The following is an 18814-nucleotide window of genomic DNA, read 5'->3' as shown; positions in this document are numbered from 1 at the left end:
AGCGGGGTTTCTGTTTGGGATACCATCAGGACGTTCGACGCCCGGTGGGATCAGCTTTCTGCGGGCGGAGCCGGCAATGCGCTGGTCGCTGGCGCCGAAAGGTTGAGGCCGTTGACCGGATCGACAGCGACGCCACCGATCGACGCCTTGCCGTCCTTGACCACAATCTCGTGGGTGACACCATCGAGGGTAAGTTCGGCGGTAAAGCCGTCCCAGCCGCTCGGCAGGACCGGATCGACAAACAGCGTATCGCCAGCACGGCGGATGCCGAGAATGCCTTCGACCGCGGCGCGGTAGAGCCAGCCGGCGGAACCCGTATACCAGGTCCAGCCGCCGCGGCTCTGATAGTCGCCGGCACCGTAGACGTCGGCTGCAACCACGTACGGTTCGACGCGGTAGGTTTCGGCGGCATTCCGGTCAAGCGCATGGTTGATCGGGTTGAGCATCTGGAAGCACTTCCAGGCATCGTCGCCGCGCTTCAGCCGGGCGAGCGCGAGCACGACCCAGATTGCACCATGGGTATACTGGCCACCGTTTTCACGCACGCCGGGTGGATAGGCCTTGATGTAGCCCGGATCCCTGCGTGTGTCCTGGAAAGGCGGGGTGAAGAGGCGGATGATACCCGCATCCTCGTCCACCAGTTTATCCATGACCGCGTTCATAGCCTGCTCGGAACGATCCGGCCTGCCTTCGCCAGACAGCACACTCCAGGACTGGCCGAGCGAATCGATGCGGCATTCGTCGCTCTTGGCCGAGCCGAGCGGAGAACCGTCGTCGAAATAACCGCGGCGGTAATACGCACCGTCCCAGCCATCCGATTCCAGCGCAGCCTTCAGCGTATCGATATGCTTGCTCCAGCGATCGGCACGCGAACGATCCTTGCGGGCTTCCGCATAGGGCAGGAAGTTTCGAAGCGCAGCCGCCAGGAACCAACCGAGCCAGACGCTCTGACCACGACCGGCCATGCCGACACGGTTCATCCCGTCGTTCCAGTCGCCACCGAGAATGAGCGGAAGATCCAGGTCTCCGGTCCGCTCAACAGCGAGATCGAGCGCGCGTGCTGCGTGTTCATACAGATCGGCTACCTCGTTGGAGATCTCCGGCTGGATAAAGGCGTCGTGCTTGTTTTTTTCCAGCATCGGTCCGGTGAGGAACGGCAGCTTCTCATCGAGCATCGACAGATCGCCGGTCACCGACACATACTGGTGGATCGCGTAGGCAAGCCACACCACGTCGTCGGAGATCGTCGTGCGAACACCGGCGCCGGTGTTGGGAAGCCACCAGTGCATGACATCGCCTTCGCGGAACTGCCGCGACGCCGCATTGAGGATCTGCTTGCGGGCAAGCGACGGCTCATGCAGCAGGAACGCGAGCGTATCCTGCAACTGGTCGCGGAAGCCGAAGGCACCCGATGCCTGGTAGAAGGCGGTACGGGCCATGATGCGGCAACCGAGTGCCTGATAGGGCAGCCAGTGATTGACCATGTTGTCGAGCGACTTGTCCGGCGTCGAGATCTTCAGGCGGCCGGTGAAACCGCTCCAGAAGCTGCGGTTCCCCGCAAGGATATCCTCGAACCGGTCGCCGCGAAGTGCCAGTGCAAGGCTTTCCGCCTCCTGCTTCGTGGCAGCATCGCCAAGGAAGAAGGTGACTTCGGTTTCTTCACCCGGCGCCAGTTCGACGTCGTAGGCAAGTGCTCCGCACGGGTCGCCGTCGAGATCGAGCGAGCCGCTGAGGCTTGAACCGGAAACAACCGCTGCCGGCAACTGCACCGAACCGAATTTGCCGACAAACTCCCGACGGCTTGCCGTGAAGCCCGACGGTGTCTCGTGCATGCCGAGGAAGGCAAAGCGCGAGAAGTTGATGCTGAACGGGTTGGTCGCAAACAGCGTGCCCGTCGCCTCGTCGCGGCTGGACAGGATGAATGGCGAGGTCTTGGCAGGATTGGTGCCCAGCAGCCATTCGACATAGCCGTAGATGCGCAGCTTCTTCGTTTCCGAACCGGTGTTGCGAAGCTTCATATGCGAAAGCTTTGCGGATCGGTTGCGATCCACCGTCTGGGTCAGCGACAGCTTGACGCCATCTTCCTCGGTCGAGAACACCGAATAGCCGAGGCCGTGACGGGTTTCGAACACGGTTTCCGGACGACGTGACAGAGCAGCGAACGGCGTGACCACGGTGCCCTTGTCGATATCGGCCACGTAGAAGCCTTCACCGGGACGGTTGATGACGAGATCGTTGGTCCACGGCGTCATCTGGTAGTCGCGCGAGTTCTGCGCCCAGGTAAAGCCTGCGCCTTCCGCGGAAACGTGGAAGCCGAAATTGTCGTTGGAGATGACGTTGATCCACGGATGCGGCGTCGACTGACCACCGTTGAGGCGCACGACATATTCGCTGCCATCTGCGGAGAAGCCGCCAAAACCGTTCCAGAACTCAACTCCGGCCGGGCCTTCGCTGGTCTCGACGGGAGCGGAATAGATCTCGCCATTCAGCAGCGGACGGCGATCGACTTCGATCTCCTGATCCTTCGGCGGTGCGAAGATCGTGCTGGTCCGGTTCAACTGATCGCTGATGCGGCCGTTGCGCGCATGAAGCACGACGCGGGACGCGGCAATCAGACCATCGGCGCCGGCACCTTCGATCAGGTCGCGGCGCAGCGCGAAGACGTGCTGGCGTCCACCTTCCTGACCCATGCGGGCAGACATGTGTTCGATCGACGTCTGTACTTCCTGAGCACCCTCGGTCGCCCGCTCGTTGAAGATGACGAGATCAGACACAACGCCGCGCGAGCGCAGGTACTGCTGCGCAAGGATAGCTTCCTTGGCAACCGGCATGTCGTTTTCGTCATTGATGCGCAGCGTGAAGATCGGCAGGTCGCCTGACACCGCCGACGGCCACAGCCCCGACTGTGCCTGCATGCCGGCCTTCAGCGTCGGCTGATCGGCCCGAAGCTGCATGTCCGGATAGACCAGATAGCGGGCGAGATGCTGGAAGGCCGCGGCATCCTGCGAGGTAACGCCGAGATGGCGCATCTGCACCTGCGTGCGGGTCCAAGCCTGGGTGAGTTCGTTCTGGAAGGTTTCGGCATGACGATAATGTTCGATCGCCTTGTCGAGATCCTCGCGCCGGGGCGCAGCGATCGTCCAGAAGATAACGCTGACCTTCTTGCCCGCCGGCACACGAACCGTGCGGCGCAGCGACAGGATCGGATCGAGCGTAAAGCCGTCGGTATTCGACAGCGACGCACCCGGATCGAAAGCCGCAGCTTCCGACAGCGTGCGACCCCGACCGAGGAACTTGCGACGGTCTGTCTCGTATTCGGTCGGTCGCGAAGACCCGGCATTGTCGGCGGCAAGATGTGCCACGATCATGTCGGGATCGCTGAGATCGCGTTTGTTGCGCCACGCACGGATGACGTCACCCCGCTTGCCGATCTCGGTGCGGATAAACATGCGCGAGAACACGGGATGGCCACTGTCGCCATCGTCGCCGGCAATCACAGGCTCCATGTAGGAGGTCACTTCGATGAAGCGGTCCTCGTCGCCCATGTTGAGCAACGTCACGCGACGTCCCTCGGCATCGTGTTCGGTGCCGACGATGACTTCGACCGTGCTGGTCAGTTCGCCGACCGTCTTGTGGAATTCGGCCTTTTCGTCACCGAACACCGTCTTGGTCTGCTCGCCTTCGGCGCGGCGCGGCTCGGCCGTGGTGGACCACCACTCGCCGGATGTCGTGTCGCGCAGGAAGATGAACTGGCCCCAGCGGTCTTCGGTCGGATCCGCCTTCCAGCGGGAAACCGAAAGGTTGTTCCAGCGCGAATAACCGGAACCGGTCGCCGTCAGCATCAGCGAGTAGTGGCCGTTGGAGAGCAGAACCAGTTCGCGGTCCTTGGTGGCCGGGTTGGTGACGGTGCGGATTTCCGGACGCAGCAGCTCGCCGCCGCCGGTACCTGGCTTTTCCTCGTGCTTGGCGCTCATCACTGGAATGTCGCGCGGAGCCTTTTCCTGCAGCAACAGTTCCGCCGCTTCGATCACAGGATCGGCGTGGAAGAGTTCGCGCAGCAGGCCGTTCATGACGACGTTGGCAACGGCTGCAATCGACATGCCATGGTGGTGGGCATAGTAGTTGTAGACGACCGCGCAGCGCTTGCCTTCCGGCACGCGGGTCGGCGTGAAGTCGACCGCATCGTGGAAGCCGTAGATGCCGAGTGCGCCGAGTTTGCGCAATTCGTTCAGGTTTTCGACGGCCGCGATCGGATCGTACTGGCTGGCGAGGATCGAGGCATAGGGTGCGATAACGGCATTCTGGCCGAGACCGCGCTTCAGACCCAGCGTCGGCACACCGAAGTTGGTGTACTGATAGTGCATCTGGTGATCGAGCGCGTTGAACGCGGCTTCCGAAATGCCCCATGGCGTGCCGAGACGGCGGCCGTGGTTCATCTGTTCCTTGACGATCAGATTGTTGGTCTGGTTGAGGATACCGCCTTGACGCTCCTGCATGACGAGCGGCGGCATCAGGTATTCGAACATCGAACCCGACCAGGAGACGAGCGCACCGCGCGCGCCGATCGGCACGACGTGACGGCCAAGCTTGTACCAGTGCTCGGTGGGCAGATCACCCTTGGCAATCCCGAACAGGCTGGTGAGACGCGCTTCGGACGCGAGAAGGTCGTAGCAGGCCTCGTCGACCTCGTTGCTTTCGACCCGGTAGCCGATCGACAGAAGGCGGCGGTCCTTGCGGAACAGGAACTTGAAGTCCATTCCGAAGGCGATCTTGCGGGCACGATCACGCAACACGGCGAGACGGTCGCGCAGTTCCTCGATATTGCCATTGTCGAATGTGCTGTCGCCGATATGCGCTTCGCAGACGGCAACCAGCGACGCTGCCCACTTGGTCACTTCCTCGCTTTGCGCGGAACGCACCTCATGATCGAGATTGTGCGACAGCTTCTGGATGTCGCGGGCAAGCACCGACAGGTTGATGATGCGGATCGAGGCGAACTCGTGCTCGCGCTTGACGGCGGCAAGCGCGTTGGAGAAGCCGATGATACGCTCCTCAAGACGGCGCCGCAGCGGACGGACGGTCTTGCGATCGTCCGGCAGCGACTTCAGCGTTTCTTCGAGAATGCCGACGACATCGCCGAGACCATCGAGATTGCCCTGCAGATGCGCGGAAGGCGCTTCCGCCCAGACACGGCAGGCCGACGAGATGGCGATCAGATGGCCCGCGAAATTGCCGCTGTCGACCGACGACACATAGCGCGGCATCAGAGGCTTCAGGGTATCGGTGTGATACCAGTTGTACATATGGCCGCGGAACTTGTCCGCACGCTCGACGGTCGCAAGCGTCTGCTCGATCCGTTCGATCGTTTCGGTAAACGAGATCCAGCCGAAATGCCGCGCCGAGACAATCGACAGAAGGTAGACGCCGATATTGGTCGGTGACGTCCGCTTGGCGATCGAGGGATTGGGCTTTTCCTGGTAGTTGTCAGGCGGCAGGTAGTTCTGCTCGGCCGTGACGAAGGTTTCGAAATAGCGCCAGGTCCGCCGCGCGATCTTGCGCAGCTCGACCGAGACGTTTTCCGGTACGAACAACTTGTCTTCAGTCTCAGCGGACTGGCTGACATACCAGGCAACCAGCGGCGAGAAAATCCAAAGGATGGCGAACGGAATGCCGACCAGGAACGCGTTGTCGCCCGGAAGGGCCGCAAGGATCACCGAGAGAACGGCAATCGCCGGCGCATGCCACATGGCACGGTAGTAATCGGTGGGGCTGCCCTGGGCGCCGGACTGGATCGAGGCCGCGGTCTTCCATTCCAGCATCAGCTTGCGGCTGACGAGCAGGCGATAGAGCGACCGGGCGATCGCATCGGTCATGATGCAGGCGGAATCGGCGATGAACACGATGCGCAGTGCGACCTGCGCATTGGTGGAGCGCACATCCGACCAGACCGAATAGAAATGGGCGCTCGTGACATTGTCGCTGGAGCGCGGCAGAAGGTTGGTGAGAAGCGAAATGGTCGGCGCCACGAACAGCGAGAAGATCAGCAGGATCTGCCAGATCAGCGCACCGAGCGGATCCATGAAGTACCAGCCGAGGATGGAGGCGAAGAACCATGCGATCGGGGTCAGCGACCGGCGCAGGTTATCGAGCATCTTCCAGCGGCCAAGGGCGCTGACGCCCCGCTTGGCTTCAAGAATGTAAGGCAGGAGCTGCCAGTCGCCACGCGCCCAGCGATGCTGGCGCGAGACCTCGACCTCGTAGCGAACCGGGAAATCCTCGACCAGCTCGACATCGGTGATCAGCGCGCAGCGCGAGAACGAGCCTTCGAGAAGGTCGTGCGAGAGAACGGCGTTTTCTTCGATACGGCCCTTTAGGGACGTCTCGAACGCGTCGACGTGATAGAGGCCCTTGCCCGTGAACGAGCCTTCGGCCGTCAGGTCCTGATAGACATCGGAGACCGCAAAGACATAGGGATCGAGACCGCGGCCGACCGAAAACACGCGCTGGAAGACAGAGGCTTCCTTGCCGGTCGTCAATGACGGCGTCACGCGCGGCTGCATCAGACCGTAGCCGCGCACGACCTGGTGCGTATCAGGATCGATGACGGGACGGTTGATCGGGTGATGCATTTTGCCCACCAGCTTGGTCACCGCATCGCGGATCAGGCGGGTGTCGGCATCGAGCGTCATGACATACTGGACATTCTCCGGCACCATGTTGGCGCCCTGGAGATAGGTCGTGTCGCGGTCGCCGCGCAGAAGCAGGTTGAGTTCGTGCAGCTTGCCGCGCTTGCGCTCCCAACCCATCCAGGCGCCTTCGTTCGGGTTGAACAGGCGGCGGCGGTGCAGGAGGTAAAAGCGCGTCCCCGCCTCTTCCATGTAGCGGGTATTCAGCGCTGCAATTTCACGCTTGGCATATTCGAGAATTTCGAGATCGGCTTCCTGTTCCTCGAACTTGGCGTCGCGCCAGTCGCTGAGGAGGGCAAAATAGATCTCGCCCTTGGGGTTGGCCAGATAATGGACTTCGAGATTGCGCACGAGTTCATCGACAGTGTCGCGGTCGGCGATCAGGCAGGGCACCACGACCAGCGTGCGCGCCTCCTCGGGAATGCCTTCCTTATATTCGTATCCGACGAGACGGGCGGGTTTGACGAAATAGGTCACGACCGTGTTGAACAGACCGGTCGCGCCTTCCGACGCGGGCAGCGCGAACATCAGAAGCAGGAAGAAGACGACCACCAGCGGAATGGCAGCCGCCACGAGGAAATAGCCGGTAACGGCGAGCGCCAGAAAGGTTAAAAGCATAACCGGGCCGCCGATGGCGAACCAGCCGAGCTTGCGGTAGGCGCGCACAGCCCGCTGCAGCAGCGGCGGCTGGTAGCCAACGGCCGTCTCCAGCTCCTTGCGGCGGCGCCCGACGATGAAGGCGCCGACATTGGTTTCCCGCTCGTCCGGATCGTGCGCCCGTGCTGCGATCGCAAGATCGACGGCAGCCTGGGTCACCTCGGCTTCGCTGCGCTTGGCCACGCGGGCGATCTTTTCGATGCGGCTGCGGAAGGCATTGCGCGAGCCGAAATCGAGCGCTTCGTAATCCGTGTGCTCGCGGAAGATCTTGTCGATCTGCGAGACCTCTTCGAACCAGACGCTCCATTCCGTATCGTCGATGAGGCGCAGGCTCTTGATGATGTTGCCCATCGTCACGTTGCCGGACGACAAGCGGCTCTGTTCCGCCTGCATTACGGTTTCGACAGCCTTGCCGGACGCGACCAGCCGCTTCTCAAGCCATTCGATCGCAAAGCCGGAATTCTGCGAGGCATTGCGCAGGCGATAGAGGAATTGGCTTGTGAACGTGTTGTCGTCGGTGAGGCCTTCGAGGCTCTTCAGGAGCTCGGCACCGGCAGTCTCGTCGTTCAGACGAATGATCTCGTCGGCGGCATCGTTGGCGCGGCGGCGCATGTTGCGCGAGCGATCAACGCGGCTGGCGATACGACGCAGGTTCTCAATGAGAACGAAGCGGATGAACGATGGCAATGCCCAGAGTTCGCCGATCTCCAGCGGCTCGTCGGTCTGGTAACCCTCGACCATCTCGGCCAGCGTTTCGCGCGAAATGCTGCTGTGGGTGTGCGCCACATAAAGCCATGCCAGCGAGAGAACGCGCGGGATTTCCTGGCTGCCGATCTTGGTCGTCGGCAATTGCTTGAAGAATTTCTTCGGGAAGTCGCGGCGGACTTCCTGGATCGCTTCCTCGACAATGTAATAGTTGTCGAGCAGCCATTCGGCGGCAGGCGTGATCGAAGCACCCGCATCGACATCCTGCGCGGCGGCGCGATAGACCCTGAGGATTTCCTTCTCGTTTTCCGCGTGGCGCGTGAAAAACTCGAATTTCATGAAGCCCGGCAGATCGGCTGCACCTTGCCGACCCAGCGTTTCTCCACATTGCCGAAGATCATCAGCCGTAAAATACGTCGCGCGGATCGAATCGTTATGATCGATCTGCTTGCTTTCCGTTTCGCGGGTAGAAGCCGAAGGCTGAATATCAGGGGACATGGATGAACTTCTGAATGAATTTCGTTTCACGAACTAAGATGCGAAGCATGAGATAGAGAGCGATCCTTATATTGCAAATCGTGGATCAATCGCTATCGCATCTGCTCACGCAGTAAGACATTGTCGGCTCTAGGGCCAACAGCCTGAATAAATGCTGAATGCGAGGCTGTTCATTTGCCTGAACGATGATGGCACTGCTAAACGTGAACGATACGAGTGAGCAGCTTGGACGCGTTTGCAGGCAGATAGGGTGATGGAACGATGACGATCAAGTTTACCAACGACATGAGCGAAGTTGTGGCAACCCGCCACTTTCTGCATCAGCATCCCGAACTTGGCCTCTCAGAATTCACCACTTCGGACTATATCGCGGCAAAGCTTGAGGAATTCGGTTACGCCGTCACCCGCGGCCTCGGCAAGACCGGCATCGTTGCGACCCTGAAGAATGGATCGAGCGAGCGATCGGTCGGCATTCGCGCCGATATCGACGCGCTTCCGATCGAGGAAGAAACCGGCGCGGACTATGCCAGCCTCAACAAGGGCGTCATGCATGCCTGCGGTCACGATGGCCATACCGCCATGCTTCTGGGTGCCGCAAAGATACTCGCACAGCGCAAAAACTTCGACGGCACACTCAATCTGATCTTCCAGCCGGCAGAAGAAAATTTCGGCGGCGCCAGGCTGATGATGGAGGACGGACTGTTCGATCGCTTTCCCTGCGACGCCGTCTTCGGCCTGCACAATGACCCAGGCCTGCCCTTCGGCAAGATCTTCGTCAAGGAAGGGCCGATCATGGCGGCGGTCGACGAATGCCGTATCGTCGTCAACGGCCGCGGCGGCCATGGCGCCGAACCTCAGGATGCCGCAGACCCGATCGTCGCCGGCGCCAGCATCATCATGGCGCTGCAGACTGTCGTTTCTCGCAACATCCATCCACTCGATCCGGCCGTCGTCACGGTCGGCGCATTCAACGCCGGCATCGCCAGCAATGTCATTCCGGAGCGGGCAGAAATGGTTATCACCATCCGGTCCTTCGACCCTGCCGTGCGAGACAAGCTGGAGGAACGGATCCGCGGTGTAGCAGTTGGCCAGGCGGCAAGCTACGGCATGACAGCGACGATCGAATATACCCGCGGCTACGACGCGACCGTCAACCACAACGCGGAGACGGACTTTGTCAGGGACCTGGCGAAGAAGGTTGTCGGCCCGGAAAACCTTGCCGAAATCGAACGGCCGATGATGGGCGCCGAGGACTTCGGTTATTTCCTTGCAGAGAAGCCAGGCACCTATTTCTTCTTAGGCACCGCAAGAACCCAGAACGATCCCCCGCTCCATCATCCGAAATTCGACTTTAACGACGACGCCTTGCCGATCGGGACGAATTTCTGGGTGGAACTGGCAGAAGCCTATTTGCCGACGACTCAGGGCTGAAACAGTAAGCCTTCCGATCCGGGCGCGGATCGGAAGGCTTAGTTGCTATTGAGATCTTGAATTTCGGATACGTGTTAGGTGAGAATACCGAGCGTGACTGCCCCGATGAACACGAAGGCGGCAGTCACAAGGCCTGCATATGCTACCCACTGCCACCTGCTGACAACGCCCGCGGCGCGGTGAGGGAATGCCCGAGTATGATGCTGGATCGGCTGCATGCGAACCTCCCGGTTTTGTGTCTCTTCCCATGTAGTTTAGCTTAACTCTACCAAGCTGATAGAGATAACTTTCTCCTAAGCACCACGTTCCTTGGAAAATACTTTTTTCTTAACGCCCCAATGTGCCGGTTAACGGTTTATTATGCCTGCGGCCTAAAACGAGACCTCAGGCGGCAAACCTGTCGAGCGCCAGGCGGAACACGTCCGGGTCGATATTGCCGCCTGAGCAGACCGCAATCACCGTCTCACCAAGGCTCTCGCCATGGAAAAGCGCTGCCGCCAGCGCAACCGCGCCGCCCGGTTCAACGACGATCTTCAGACGGTTGAAGGCAAGCGCCACCGCATGCAGCGCTTCATCTTCCGTCACCACTATGCCCGGGCCGCAGAGACGCGACATGATCGGAAAGGTAATCGTGCCAGGCTGCGGCGTGACGATCGCGTCGCAGAGCGAACCTGATTGTGTGGCGTTCTTCTGGATCGTTCCGCTCGCGAGCGAACGGGTCACATCGTCGAAGCCTTCAGGTTCGCAGGGATGCACGGTAAAGCCCGGTGCACGTGCTTCGAGCGCCAGCGAAATCCCGGAGATGAAACCGCCCCCGCCGGTCGGCACCAGAACACTGGCCTGCGTGATCCCCTCTTCCGCAGCCTGTTCGGCGATTTCCAGACCTGCCGTCCCCTGCCCGGCGATGACAAGCGGTTCGTCGAATGGCTTGATGAGGGTCAGGCCTCTTTCGCTCGAAAGCTGCCGGCCGATCTCGTCACGATCCTCCCTGGCGCGATCGTAGAGCACCACTTCGGCGCCGTAGGCCCGCGTGTTTTCAATTTTGATGCGCGGCGCATCGGCGGGCATGATGATGACGGCCGGAATGCCATGCATCCTGGCCGCCAGCGCCACGCCCTGCGCATGGTTCCCGGACGAAAAGGCGATAACGCCCTTCGCGCGAACGTCCGCCGGAAGATACGAAATTGCTGACCACGCGCCACGGAACTTGAACGAGCCGGTCTGCTGCAGGCATTCGGGTTTCACGAAGATGCGCCGCCCGGCGATGTCATCCAGAAATGACGAGAACAGAAGCGGCGTACGGCGGGCATGGCCGGAAAGACGGCCGCGCGCGGCTTCGATCATAGCAATATCGGTCATCGGGAAATCCTTGGGGACGAACAGGCGAGACCCCGAACCTATTCGCCGATGCTGCAGGCGTAAAGATGCCGACGGCCGACAAGTGCCGCTATCCTTCAGCCGTTGAACCGAGTTTCACCACCGTCTTGATTGGAAGATGGTCGGACGCGAGCCGCGCAAGCGGCGTGTCATGGGTCACGACCCTCTCAATCAGGCCCGGCCGGTTCGCCATGATCCGATCGAGTGCCAGCACCGGCAGGCGCGACGGAAAGCTTGGAACCGCCGGCGGCAGGCCGAATACGGTAGCGAGTGTGTTGAGCGCCGAGCGGTCACCCAGCCGCCACTCGTTGAGATCGCCCATCAGCACTGTCGGATGCTCGTCGCGGGAGCCGATGATCTCGAGCAGCATGCGCGCCTGCTGCTGACGCGACCGGTTAAGAAGACCAAGATGCGCCGCAATCACGCGAAGTGTGCTGCCATCCTTCATCTCGAGTTCGGTGATCAGCGCCCCGCGCGGCTCCAGCCCCGGCAGTTTGACCTGATGCACGTCGCGGACGAGACCTTCGCGGAAAAAGATCACATTGCCGTGCCAGCCATGCGCCTTGGCGACGCCGGAGATCGGCACCGGAAGCAGCCCCGTCTCGCGCTCCATCCAGCCGAGATCGAGCAGGCCGCGACGTTCGCCAAACCGGCTGTCCGCCTCCTGCAGAGCAATCACATCCGCGCCGATTTCGCGGATCACGTGAGCGATACGGGCAGGATCGAACTTGCGGTCGATGCCGACGCATTTATGCACGTTGTAGGAGGCGATCAGCATGCCGCTGTCTCTGTCATGCACGGAATGAACGCCTTCGCCGCGGTTCTTGCGGGCCTTGATCGATGCCAGGATGCTGGCCGGAAGGTTGGGACGTTTCTGATGCATGATATCGCGCTTCGGTCTTGCCGGTTTAAAGATAGGGCGATCCCAACCAAAGAACTTTCTCGATCAGGCGAACGGGAAACGGCCGTGATCTCAGGCTGTGAAGCGTCACCTCGGTCGAAGAGGAAATCATCAAGTCTATCCTTCGTTCCAAAGTTCGCGCAAAAGCCTCGTCCAGCACTTCCAGATCCACCTCGAAATTCAGCCGCAGCGAACGCGGATCGAGATTGGAAGACCCCACGTAGGACCAGCGGCTGTCGACGGTCAGAAGCTTGGAATGATTGAAGGCGCCGCTTGCCCGCCAGATACGGCAGTAGTTCTTCAGCATCTGGTCGAACTGCGCCGTCATCGCCCGATCGACAAGCGTCAGGTTGTTCGCGCCGGGCACGACGATATCAACCCGCACACCGCGCCTTGCCGCCGTAACCAGCGCGGTAATCAGCTCCCGGTCCGGCAGAAAATAGGGCGACACGATGCGGATCGATGACCGGGCGACGGAAAATGCGCCCATCAGCATCTTGTGGTTGGTCTCGACGCTACGGTCCGGTCCGGTCGAAACGACCCGGGCAATGACCGCCTTGCCGGGTTCCGCTGCGGGCGCGACAAGCTCCCACGCATCATCTTCCAATGTCTCGCCCGTGGTGAACTGCCAGTCGGCTGCGGCAACGGCAAAAAGGTCGGCCACCAATGGCCCGGTAACCTTGAAATGCGTATCGAGCGAAAACCCATCGCCATTGAATTCGCTCGAGAAACTTTCGCGAATGTTGATGCCGCCGGTAAACGCGACGCGGCCATCCACGACCAGGATCTTGCGGTGGGTTCGAAGGTTTGCGTAAGGCAGCCGCAAGCCGACGATGACGTTGCCGTTGAAGACGCTGACCCCGACGCCGCCATCGCGCAGCATGCCGAGTACGCTTGGAACCGAGTAGCGGGCGCCGACCGCATCGATCAGCACACGCACTTCCACACCCCGCTTTACCGCAGCAATCAGGGCCTCGACAAACTGGCGTCCGATCCTGTCCCGATCGAAGATGTAGGTTTCCAAAATGACGCTCTTCTTCGCCTTGCGGATTGCACCCAGCATGGCGGCATAGGCGGCGTCGCCGGTATCCAGCGAAAGAATCGAATTTCCGGATGTGAGGTGATGGGAAGTCACCCGGTCTCCCAGCGTCTTCATCGCGCGGAACCGGTGACCAAAATCCTTGATGATCAGTGCATCTGTCGCGTCGTAGGAGGCAAAATGTGCCCACTCGCGGCCCTGCAGCAGGGCACGGCGATCACTGATGACCGTTCGGCGGATGCGATTGACGCCGGCAAGCATATAGAGCGACGCGCCGATGATGGGCGACAGGACGATGATGCCGACCCAGCCAATCGCCGAGCGCACTTCTTCCTTCGTCATGGCCGCATGGATAGCGGCTGCCGTGCCGGCAACGAGCGAAAAGACGAACAGGATGTGCGGCCAGTAGGTATGGAAGAGGTCAAGCATGAGGCGAATATATGCGCCCCATCGCTTTGGGCAATCGGAGCCGGACAAAGGTTAGCCCGGCTCCTGATGACATCAGGCGTCGAGCTGCTTTTTCAGCACGTCGAGCGACGCTTCGAATGTGTCGAACAGCACGTCCAGCTGTGACTCATTGATGATGAGAGGTGGGCAAAGCGCCAGCGAGTCGCCGATCGCACGGCTGATCAGCCCCTTCTCGACCATGATCGAAAACAGTTTCGGGCCGAGCTGACCGGTGGCAAACCCTTCGCGCGGAGCAAGTTCGAGTGCACCGATGAGACCGATGCCACGCGCTTCGATCGCCAGCGGATGACCTTCGAGTTCCTTCAGGCGCGACTGGAATTTTGGCGCAAGCGCCCGGACGTTTCCGACCAGATCGCGCTCTTCGATGATCGCGATATTCTCAAGCGCAACGGCCGCCGCAACCGGGTGGCCGGCGGCGGTGACGCCGTGTCCGAACGTGCCGATCTTCGCGGATTCGTCCGCGATCGGGGCGTAGACGTTCTCGTTGATGAGAAGCGCCGAGATCGGCTGGTAGGACGAGGAGATCTGCTTCGACAGCGTCATGAAATCCGGCTGCAGATCGAAAGTCTGCGTCCCGAACATGTTGCCGGTGCGGCCAAAGCCGCAAATCACTTCGTCGGCGATGAATAGGATGTCGTATTTCTTGAGGATGGCCTGGATGGCCGGCCAGTAACCGGCAGGCGGCACGATCACGCCGCCAGCACCCATCACCGGCTCGCCGATAAAGGCTGCGACGGTTTCGGGGCCTTCGCGCAGGATCAGGTCCTCGAGTTCCTTGGCACACCGTTCGACGAAGGCAGCCTCGCTCTCGCCCTCAAGCTTGAAGGCGCGGTAATGCGGGCAGGATGTGTGGAAGATGCCGGGCAGCGGCAGATCGAACGACCGGTGGTTGTTCGGCAGACCGGTCAGGCTCGCGGAAACGGCGGTCACGCCGTGATAGCCCTTGATCCGGGAGATGATCTTTTTCTTCTCCGGCTTGCCCATGGCGTTCGACCGGTACCAGATCATCTTGATCGCCGTATCGTTGGCTTCCGAACCCGAATTCGTGAAAAACGCCTTCGACATCGGCACCGGCGCCATCTGCACCAGCTTTTCGGCAAGCTCGATCGACGGGCCGTTCGCCCGCGATGTGAACGTATGGTAATAGGGCAGCTTGCTCATCTGCCGCGTGGCGGCCTCGACCAGCCGGTTTTCACCAAAGCCGACAGCGACGCTCCAGAGGCCGGACATGCCTTCGATGTATTTCTTGCCGTTGTTGTCGTAGACGTAGATGCCTTCGCCGCGTTCCATCACCAGCGCACCGTCGCGCTCCAGAGCGCGGGCGTTCGTGTAGGAGTGCATGTGATAAGCCTTGTCGCGGGCTTCCATGGAATTGGGCTGTACCGTCACGAAGGGCCTCCTCTGCACCTGACTGATTTTGGCGTCATTCTTACGGCGAAACGCCGATCTTGGACAGCGCAAAACACTGTCCAAGAACTTCTCCGTTCGAAATAGTTGACACGACGGCTTACATGTTCACTTCACCGTCATTGCGGCGACCGGCGGCTCGGTACCGGCAGGCATCGGGCTGATATAGGCCTGGCCTTTCAGCCGCTTTTTCAGGTCCGCCCAGGCGGCCTCGCGCAGCTGCTCGCTTTCCAGCGCCGCAAGACCCGTGGCGGCCATCGCCTTGGCAACAGACACCATGCCCTTGTGAGCAAGCTCGCTCTTGCCTTGCGCGACGACCTGCCATGTATGAAGCTGGGTTCCGATAGCAAGCGTTGCGCCATAGGCCTGCACGGTCGGCACCACCCAGCTGACATCGCCGACATCAGTCGAGCCGCCCATCTGACGAAGCTCGCCATGCGCCGGAAGCACGAAATCCGCCAGCGGAACATCGCGTTCGTCAAGCCGCTCCTGGCGCCAGCTCGCCGCGATATCCTCCGGCGTCAGCGTCGCACGAATCTTGGCCGCAAATTCCTGGTCGGCGGCATCAAAAGGTGGCGGGCCGAGGCTTTCCCAGACATCCTGCATCGCATCCATCAGCGGCGTGTTGACGACGAGGTTGGAAACGCCGGCAAGGATTGTGCTTTCCACCTTGGTCTCGGTCATCAGCGCCGCACCTTCCGCGACCTTCTTGACCCGCTCGATCAAAGGTAGCAGGCCCGGCAGTTCGGGTGCGCGAATGACATAGCGGACCTTGGCATGCGCCTGGACGACGTTCGGCGAAATGCCGCCGCTGTCGAGAACCGCGTAGTGGATGCGGCAATCGGATGGCATGTGTTCGCGCATATAGTTGACGCCGACACTCATCAACTCGACGGCATCGAGCGCACTGCGGCCAAGCTCCGGAACCGCCGCGGCATGCGCCGCACGCCCGGTAAAGGTAAAATCGACACGGCAGTTGGCAAGCGATGTCTCGCGCTGGACGCCTGCGAAATTGCTGGGGTGCCAGCTGATGGCGATATCGACATCTTCAAATGCGCCGGACTGCACCATGAACGCTTTGGCAGCCCCGCCCTCTTCCGCCGGGCAGCCGTAATAGCGCACGCGTCCCGGCGTTCCGTTGGCTTCGAGCCAATCCTTGAGAGCCGTTGCGGCAAGAAGCGAGGCGGAACCGAGAAGATTATGGCCGCAGCCATGGCCGTTTGCGCCGGCAGTGATCGGATCGTAAGCGGTTTCGCCCGCCTTCTGGCTCAACCCTGCAAGAGCGTCGAACTCCCCGAGAAAGGCAATCACCGGTCCACCTTCCCCAGCCTCGCCGATCAGCGCGGTCGGAATGCCGGCCACGTTATCGGTGATCCGGAACCCTTGAGTTTCCAGCATTTCCCGATGCGCTGCCGCGGACAGGGTTTCCATGTAGCAGGTTTCCGGCGTCTCCCAGACGCGGTCGGACAGCTCCCGGAAAACCTCGGTCTTGCGGTCGATAAGAGTTAAGATGTGGGGAAGATTGGAATTTACGGTCGTCATAATATGCGCCTCGATCAAGCATTCGGTCCTGAAGGCGCCAAACCCTAACCGTTTCCCGCCCAATGACAATGGACCGGCAGCTTAAAAAATAAGCGCGGCTGAAAAAATCAACATGCCGCGCTCGACAACGCAACGCGTGAAACTTGGTATCTCGACAAGTGCATCATAATCGCTATGCTCGCGCCCGACGTCACAGGAAGACCAAGGATACCGCAGAAGACGATAACAATTTTGCGTAAATAAGGCCGACGCCGTGAGTTCATGCTCATGAAAGCCGAATACTTGGAAATCCGTCGTCAATTCGAGAAAACATGGGTTGAGTGCCGAAAAGGTATCGGAGATCCGTCGAAGACTGAAGAATACGGTCAGCAAACAAAAGATTTGCGACCAGGAGGTGAGACACACAAGCAGGATTGACGCGCACGTAAGCGTATCATCAAATTCAAAACACGGCCTAGCCTGGCAGTTAGCCGGCTCAAGGTCATTGGGAGACCGATATGAAATACAAGCTCGCCCTTGCCACAGCCCTGCTGTCGGCAACAATTTTCGCAGGCGCTGCGAACGCCAAGACCTTCGTGTATTGCTCCGAAGGTTCGCCAGAAGGCTTCGACCCCGGCATGTACACCGCCGGCACGACGTTCGACGCTTCGGCCCACCCGATCTACAACCGCCTGCTCGAGTTCAAGCCTGGAACGACGCAGCCGGAAGCCGGTCTTGCCGAGAGCTGGGACATTTCGTCCGACGGCACCGTCTACACATTCAAGCTGCGCCCGAACGTGAAGTTCCAGACCACGGAATTCTTCACACCGACGCGCGCGCTGAATGCCGATGACGTGATCTTCTCCATCGGTCGTCAGATCGACGAGAAGAATGCCTGGAACAAGTACATCAACGGCGCTTCCTGGGAATATGCCGACGGCATGGGCTTCCCGAAGCTGATCAAGTCGATCGAAAAGGTCGATGACCTGACCGTGAAGATGACGCTGAACCGTCCGGAAGCACCTTTCCTCGCCAACCTGGCCATGCCGTTCGCTTCGATCCTGTCGAAGGAATACGCAGACAGCCTCGACAAGGACGGCAAGAAGGAACAGCTGAACCAGAACCCGGTCGGCACCGGCCCGTTCACCTTCGTCGCCTACCAGCAGGATGCCATCATCCGCTTCAAGAAGAACGCCGATTACTGGGGCACCGCTCCGAAGATCGACGACCTCGTCTTCGCGATCACCAGCGACGCTGCCGTTCGTTACCAGAAGCTCAAGGCCGGCGAATGCCACCTGATGCCTTTCCCGAACGCCGCTGACGTCCAGTCGATGAAGTCGGACCCGAACCTCCAGGTTCTGGAGCAGGAAGGCCTCAACATCGCCTACCTCGCCTACAACACGACCCAGGCTCCGTTCGACAAGCCGGAAGTGCGCATCGCGCTCAACAAGGCGATCAACAAGAACGCGATCGTCGACGCCGTCTTCCAGGGCATGGCAACGCCTGCGACCAACCCGATCCCGCCGACGATGTGGTCGTACAACAACTCCGTCAAGGACGACACATACGATCTCGAAGCCGCCAAGAAGATGCTGGCCGATGCTGGCGTCAAGGACCTCTCCATGAAGGTCTGGGCGATGCCGGTTTCGCGTCCCTACATGCTGAACGCGCGCCGCGCCGCTGAAATCATCCAGGACGATTTCGCCAAGATCGGCGTCAAGGTCGAGATCGTTTCCTACGAATGGGCAGAATACCTGCAGCGTTCGAAGGCAAAGGACCGCGACGGTGCTGCCATGCTCGGCTGGACCGGCGACAACGGTGATCCGGACAACTTCCTCGACACCCTGCTGGGTTGTGACGCCGTCGGCGGCAACAACCGCGCTCAGTGGTGCAACAAGGAGTTCGACGAACTGGTGAAGAAGGCCAAGGTCACGTCCGACATGGCCGAGCGCACCAAGCTCTATGAGCAGGCGCAGGTCGTCTTCAAGAAGGAAGCACCTTGGGCAACCCTCGATCACTCGCTTGCTATCGTCCCGATGGCAAAGGGTGTGACCGGCTTTACCCAGAGCCCGCTTGGCGACTTTACGTTCGAGACCGTCGATATCGCTGAGTAATCCAGCCTAA

The 18814-nt window shown here is 60.5% G+C and carries 8 protein-coding genes; 2 read left to right on the top strand and 6 right to left on the bottom strand.

What is annotated here, in order from left to right; genetic code table 11:
* Positions 1-50: 50 nt before the first annotated feature.
* Complete coding sequence (locus tag AC0JZ8_RS06845; protein WP_471892127.1) at positions 51-8546, bottom strand: glycoside hydrolase family 94 protein; 8496 nt, start codon at positions 8544-8546, stop codon at positions 51-53.
* 261 nt (positions 8547-8807) lie between these two features.
* Between AC0JZ8_RS06845 and AC0JZ8_RS06840 the strand changes: the two genes are divergently transcribed.
* Positions 8808-9977 carry a M20 aminoacylase family protein gene (locus tag AC0JZ8_RS06840; protein WP_471892126.1) on the top strand — a complete coding sequence of 390 codons (1170 nt, stop codon included), beginning with the start codon at positions 8808-8810 and terminating at the stop codon, positions 9975-9977.
* A 384-nt stretch (positions 9978-10361) separates the two neighbouring features.
* Here AC0JZ8_RS06840 and AC0JZ8_RS06835 read toward each other — a convergent pair whose 3' ends face one another.
* The 5 genes from AC0JZ8_RS06835 to AC0JZ8_RS06815 form a co-directional block, all read right to left on the bottom strand.
* Positions 10362-11336 (bottom strand): threonine ammonia-lyase, encoded by a 975-nt coding sequence (locus tag AC0JZ8_RS06835; RefSeq protein ID WP_062462154.1) that lies wholly within the window; start codon positions 11334-11336, stop codon positions 10362-10364.
* An 88-nt stretch (positions 11337-11424) separates the two neighbouring features.
* Entirely contained in the window at positions 11425-12237 is an 813-nt protein-coding gene (locus tag AC0JZ8_RS06830; protein ID WP_062462152.1) for an endonuclease/exonuclease/phosphatase family protein, read from the bottom strand.
* 25 nt (positions 12238-12262) lie between these two features.
* The gene (locus AC0JZ8_RS06825) at positions 12263-13723 is read right to left on the bottom strand and encodes a phospholipase D-like domain-containing protein (RefSeq protein ID WP_062462148.1); all 1461 of its coding nucleotides are present in this window, start codon (positions 13721-13723) and stop codon (positions 12263-12265) included.
* A 72-nt stretch (positions 13724-13795) separates the two neighbouring features.
* The gene (locus tag AC0JZ8_RS06820) at positions 13796-15151 is read right to left on the bottom strand and encodes an aspartate aminotransferase family protein (RefSeq protein WP_092659196.1); all 1356 of its coding nucleotides are present in this window, start codon (positions 15149-15151) and stop codon (positions 13796-13798) included.
* Between the two features lie 126 nt (positions 15152-15277).
* Positions 15278-16711, bottom strand: coding sequence for a M20 family metallopeptidase (locus AC0JZ8_RS06815; RefSeq protein WP_092660909.1), 1434 nt, complete (start codon positions 16709-16711; stop codon positions 15278-15280).
* 497 nt (positions 16712-17208) lie between these two features.
* Between AC0JZ8_RS06815 and AC0JZ8_RS06810 the strand changes: the two genes are divergently transcribed.
* Complete coding sequence (locus AC0JZ8_RS06810; protein ID WP_062581538.1) at positions 17209-18804, top strand: ABC transporter substrate-binding protein; 1596 nt, start codon at positions 17209-17211, stop codon at positions 18802-18804.
* Positions 18805-18814: the final 10 nt, after the last annotated feature.

It is taken from the genome of Velazquezella soli (genome assembly GCF_977018685.1).
This window is presented reverse-complemented; position numbering and strand designations above follow the sequence as displayed.

Coding starts and splice junctions, on each gene's coding strand:
- AC0JZ8_RS06845 (WP_471892127.1), bottom strand. CDS start 8,546: ATGTCCCCTGATATTCAGCCTTCGGCTTCTACCCGCGAAACGGAAAGC.
- AC0JZ8_RS06840 (WP_471892126.1), top strand. CDS start 8,808: ATGACGATCAAGTTTACCAACGACATGAGCGAAGTTGTGGCAACCCGC.
- AC0JZ8_RS06835 (WP_062462154.1), bottom strand. CDS start 11,336: ATGACCGATATTGCTATGATCGAAGCCGCGCGCGGCCGTCTTTCCGGC.
- AC0JZ8_RS06830 (WP_062462152.1), bottom strand. CDS start 12,237: ATGCATCAGAAACGTCCCAACCTTCCGGCCAGCATCCTGGCATCGATC.
- AC0JZ8_RS06825 (WP_062462148.1), bottom strand. CDS start 13,723: ATGCTTGACCTCTTCCATACCTACTGGCCGCACATCCTGTTCGTCTTT.
- AC0JZ8_RS06815 (WP_092660909.1), bottom strand. CDS start 16,711: ATGACGACCGTAAATTCCAATCTTCCCCACATCTTAACTCTTATCGAC.
- AC0JZ8_RS06810 (WP_062581538.1), top strand. CDS start 17,209: ATGAAATACAAGCTCGCCCTTGCCACAGCCCTGCTGTCGGCAACAATT.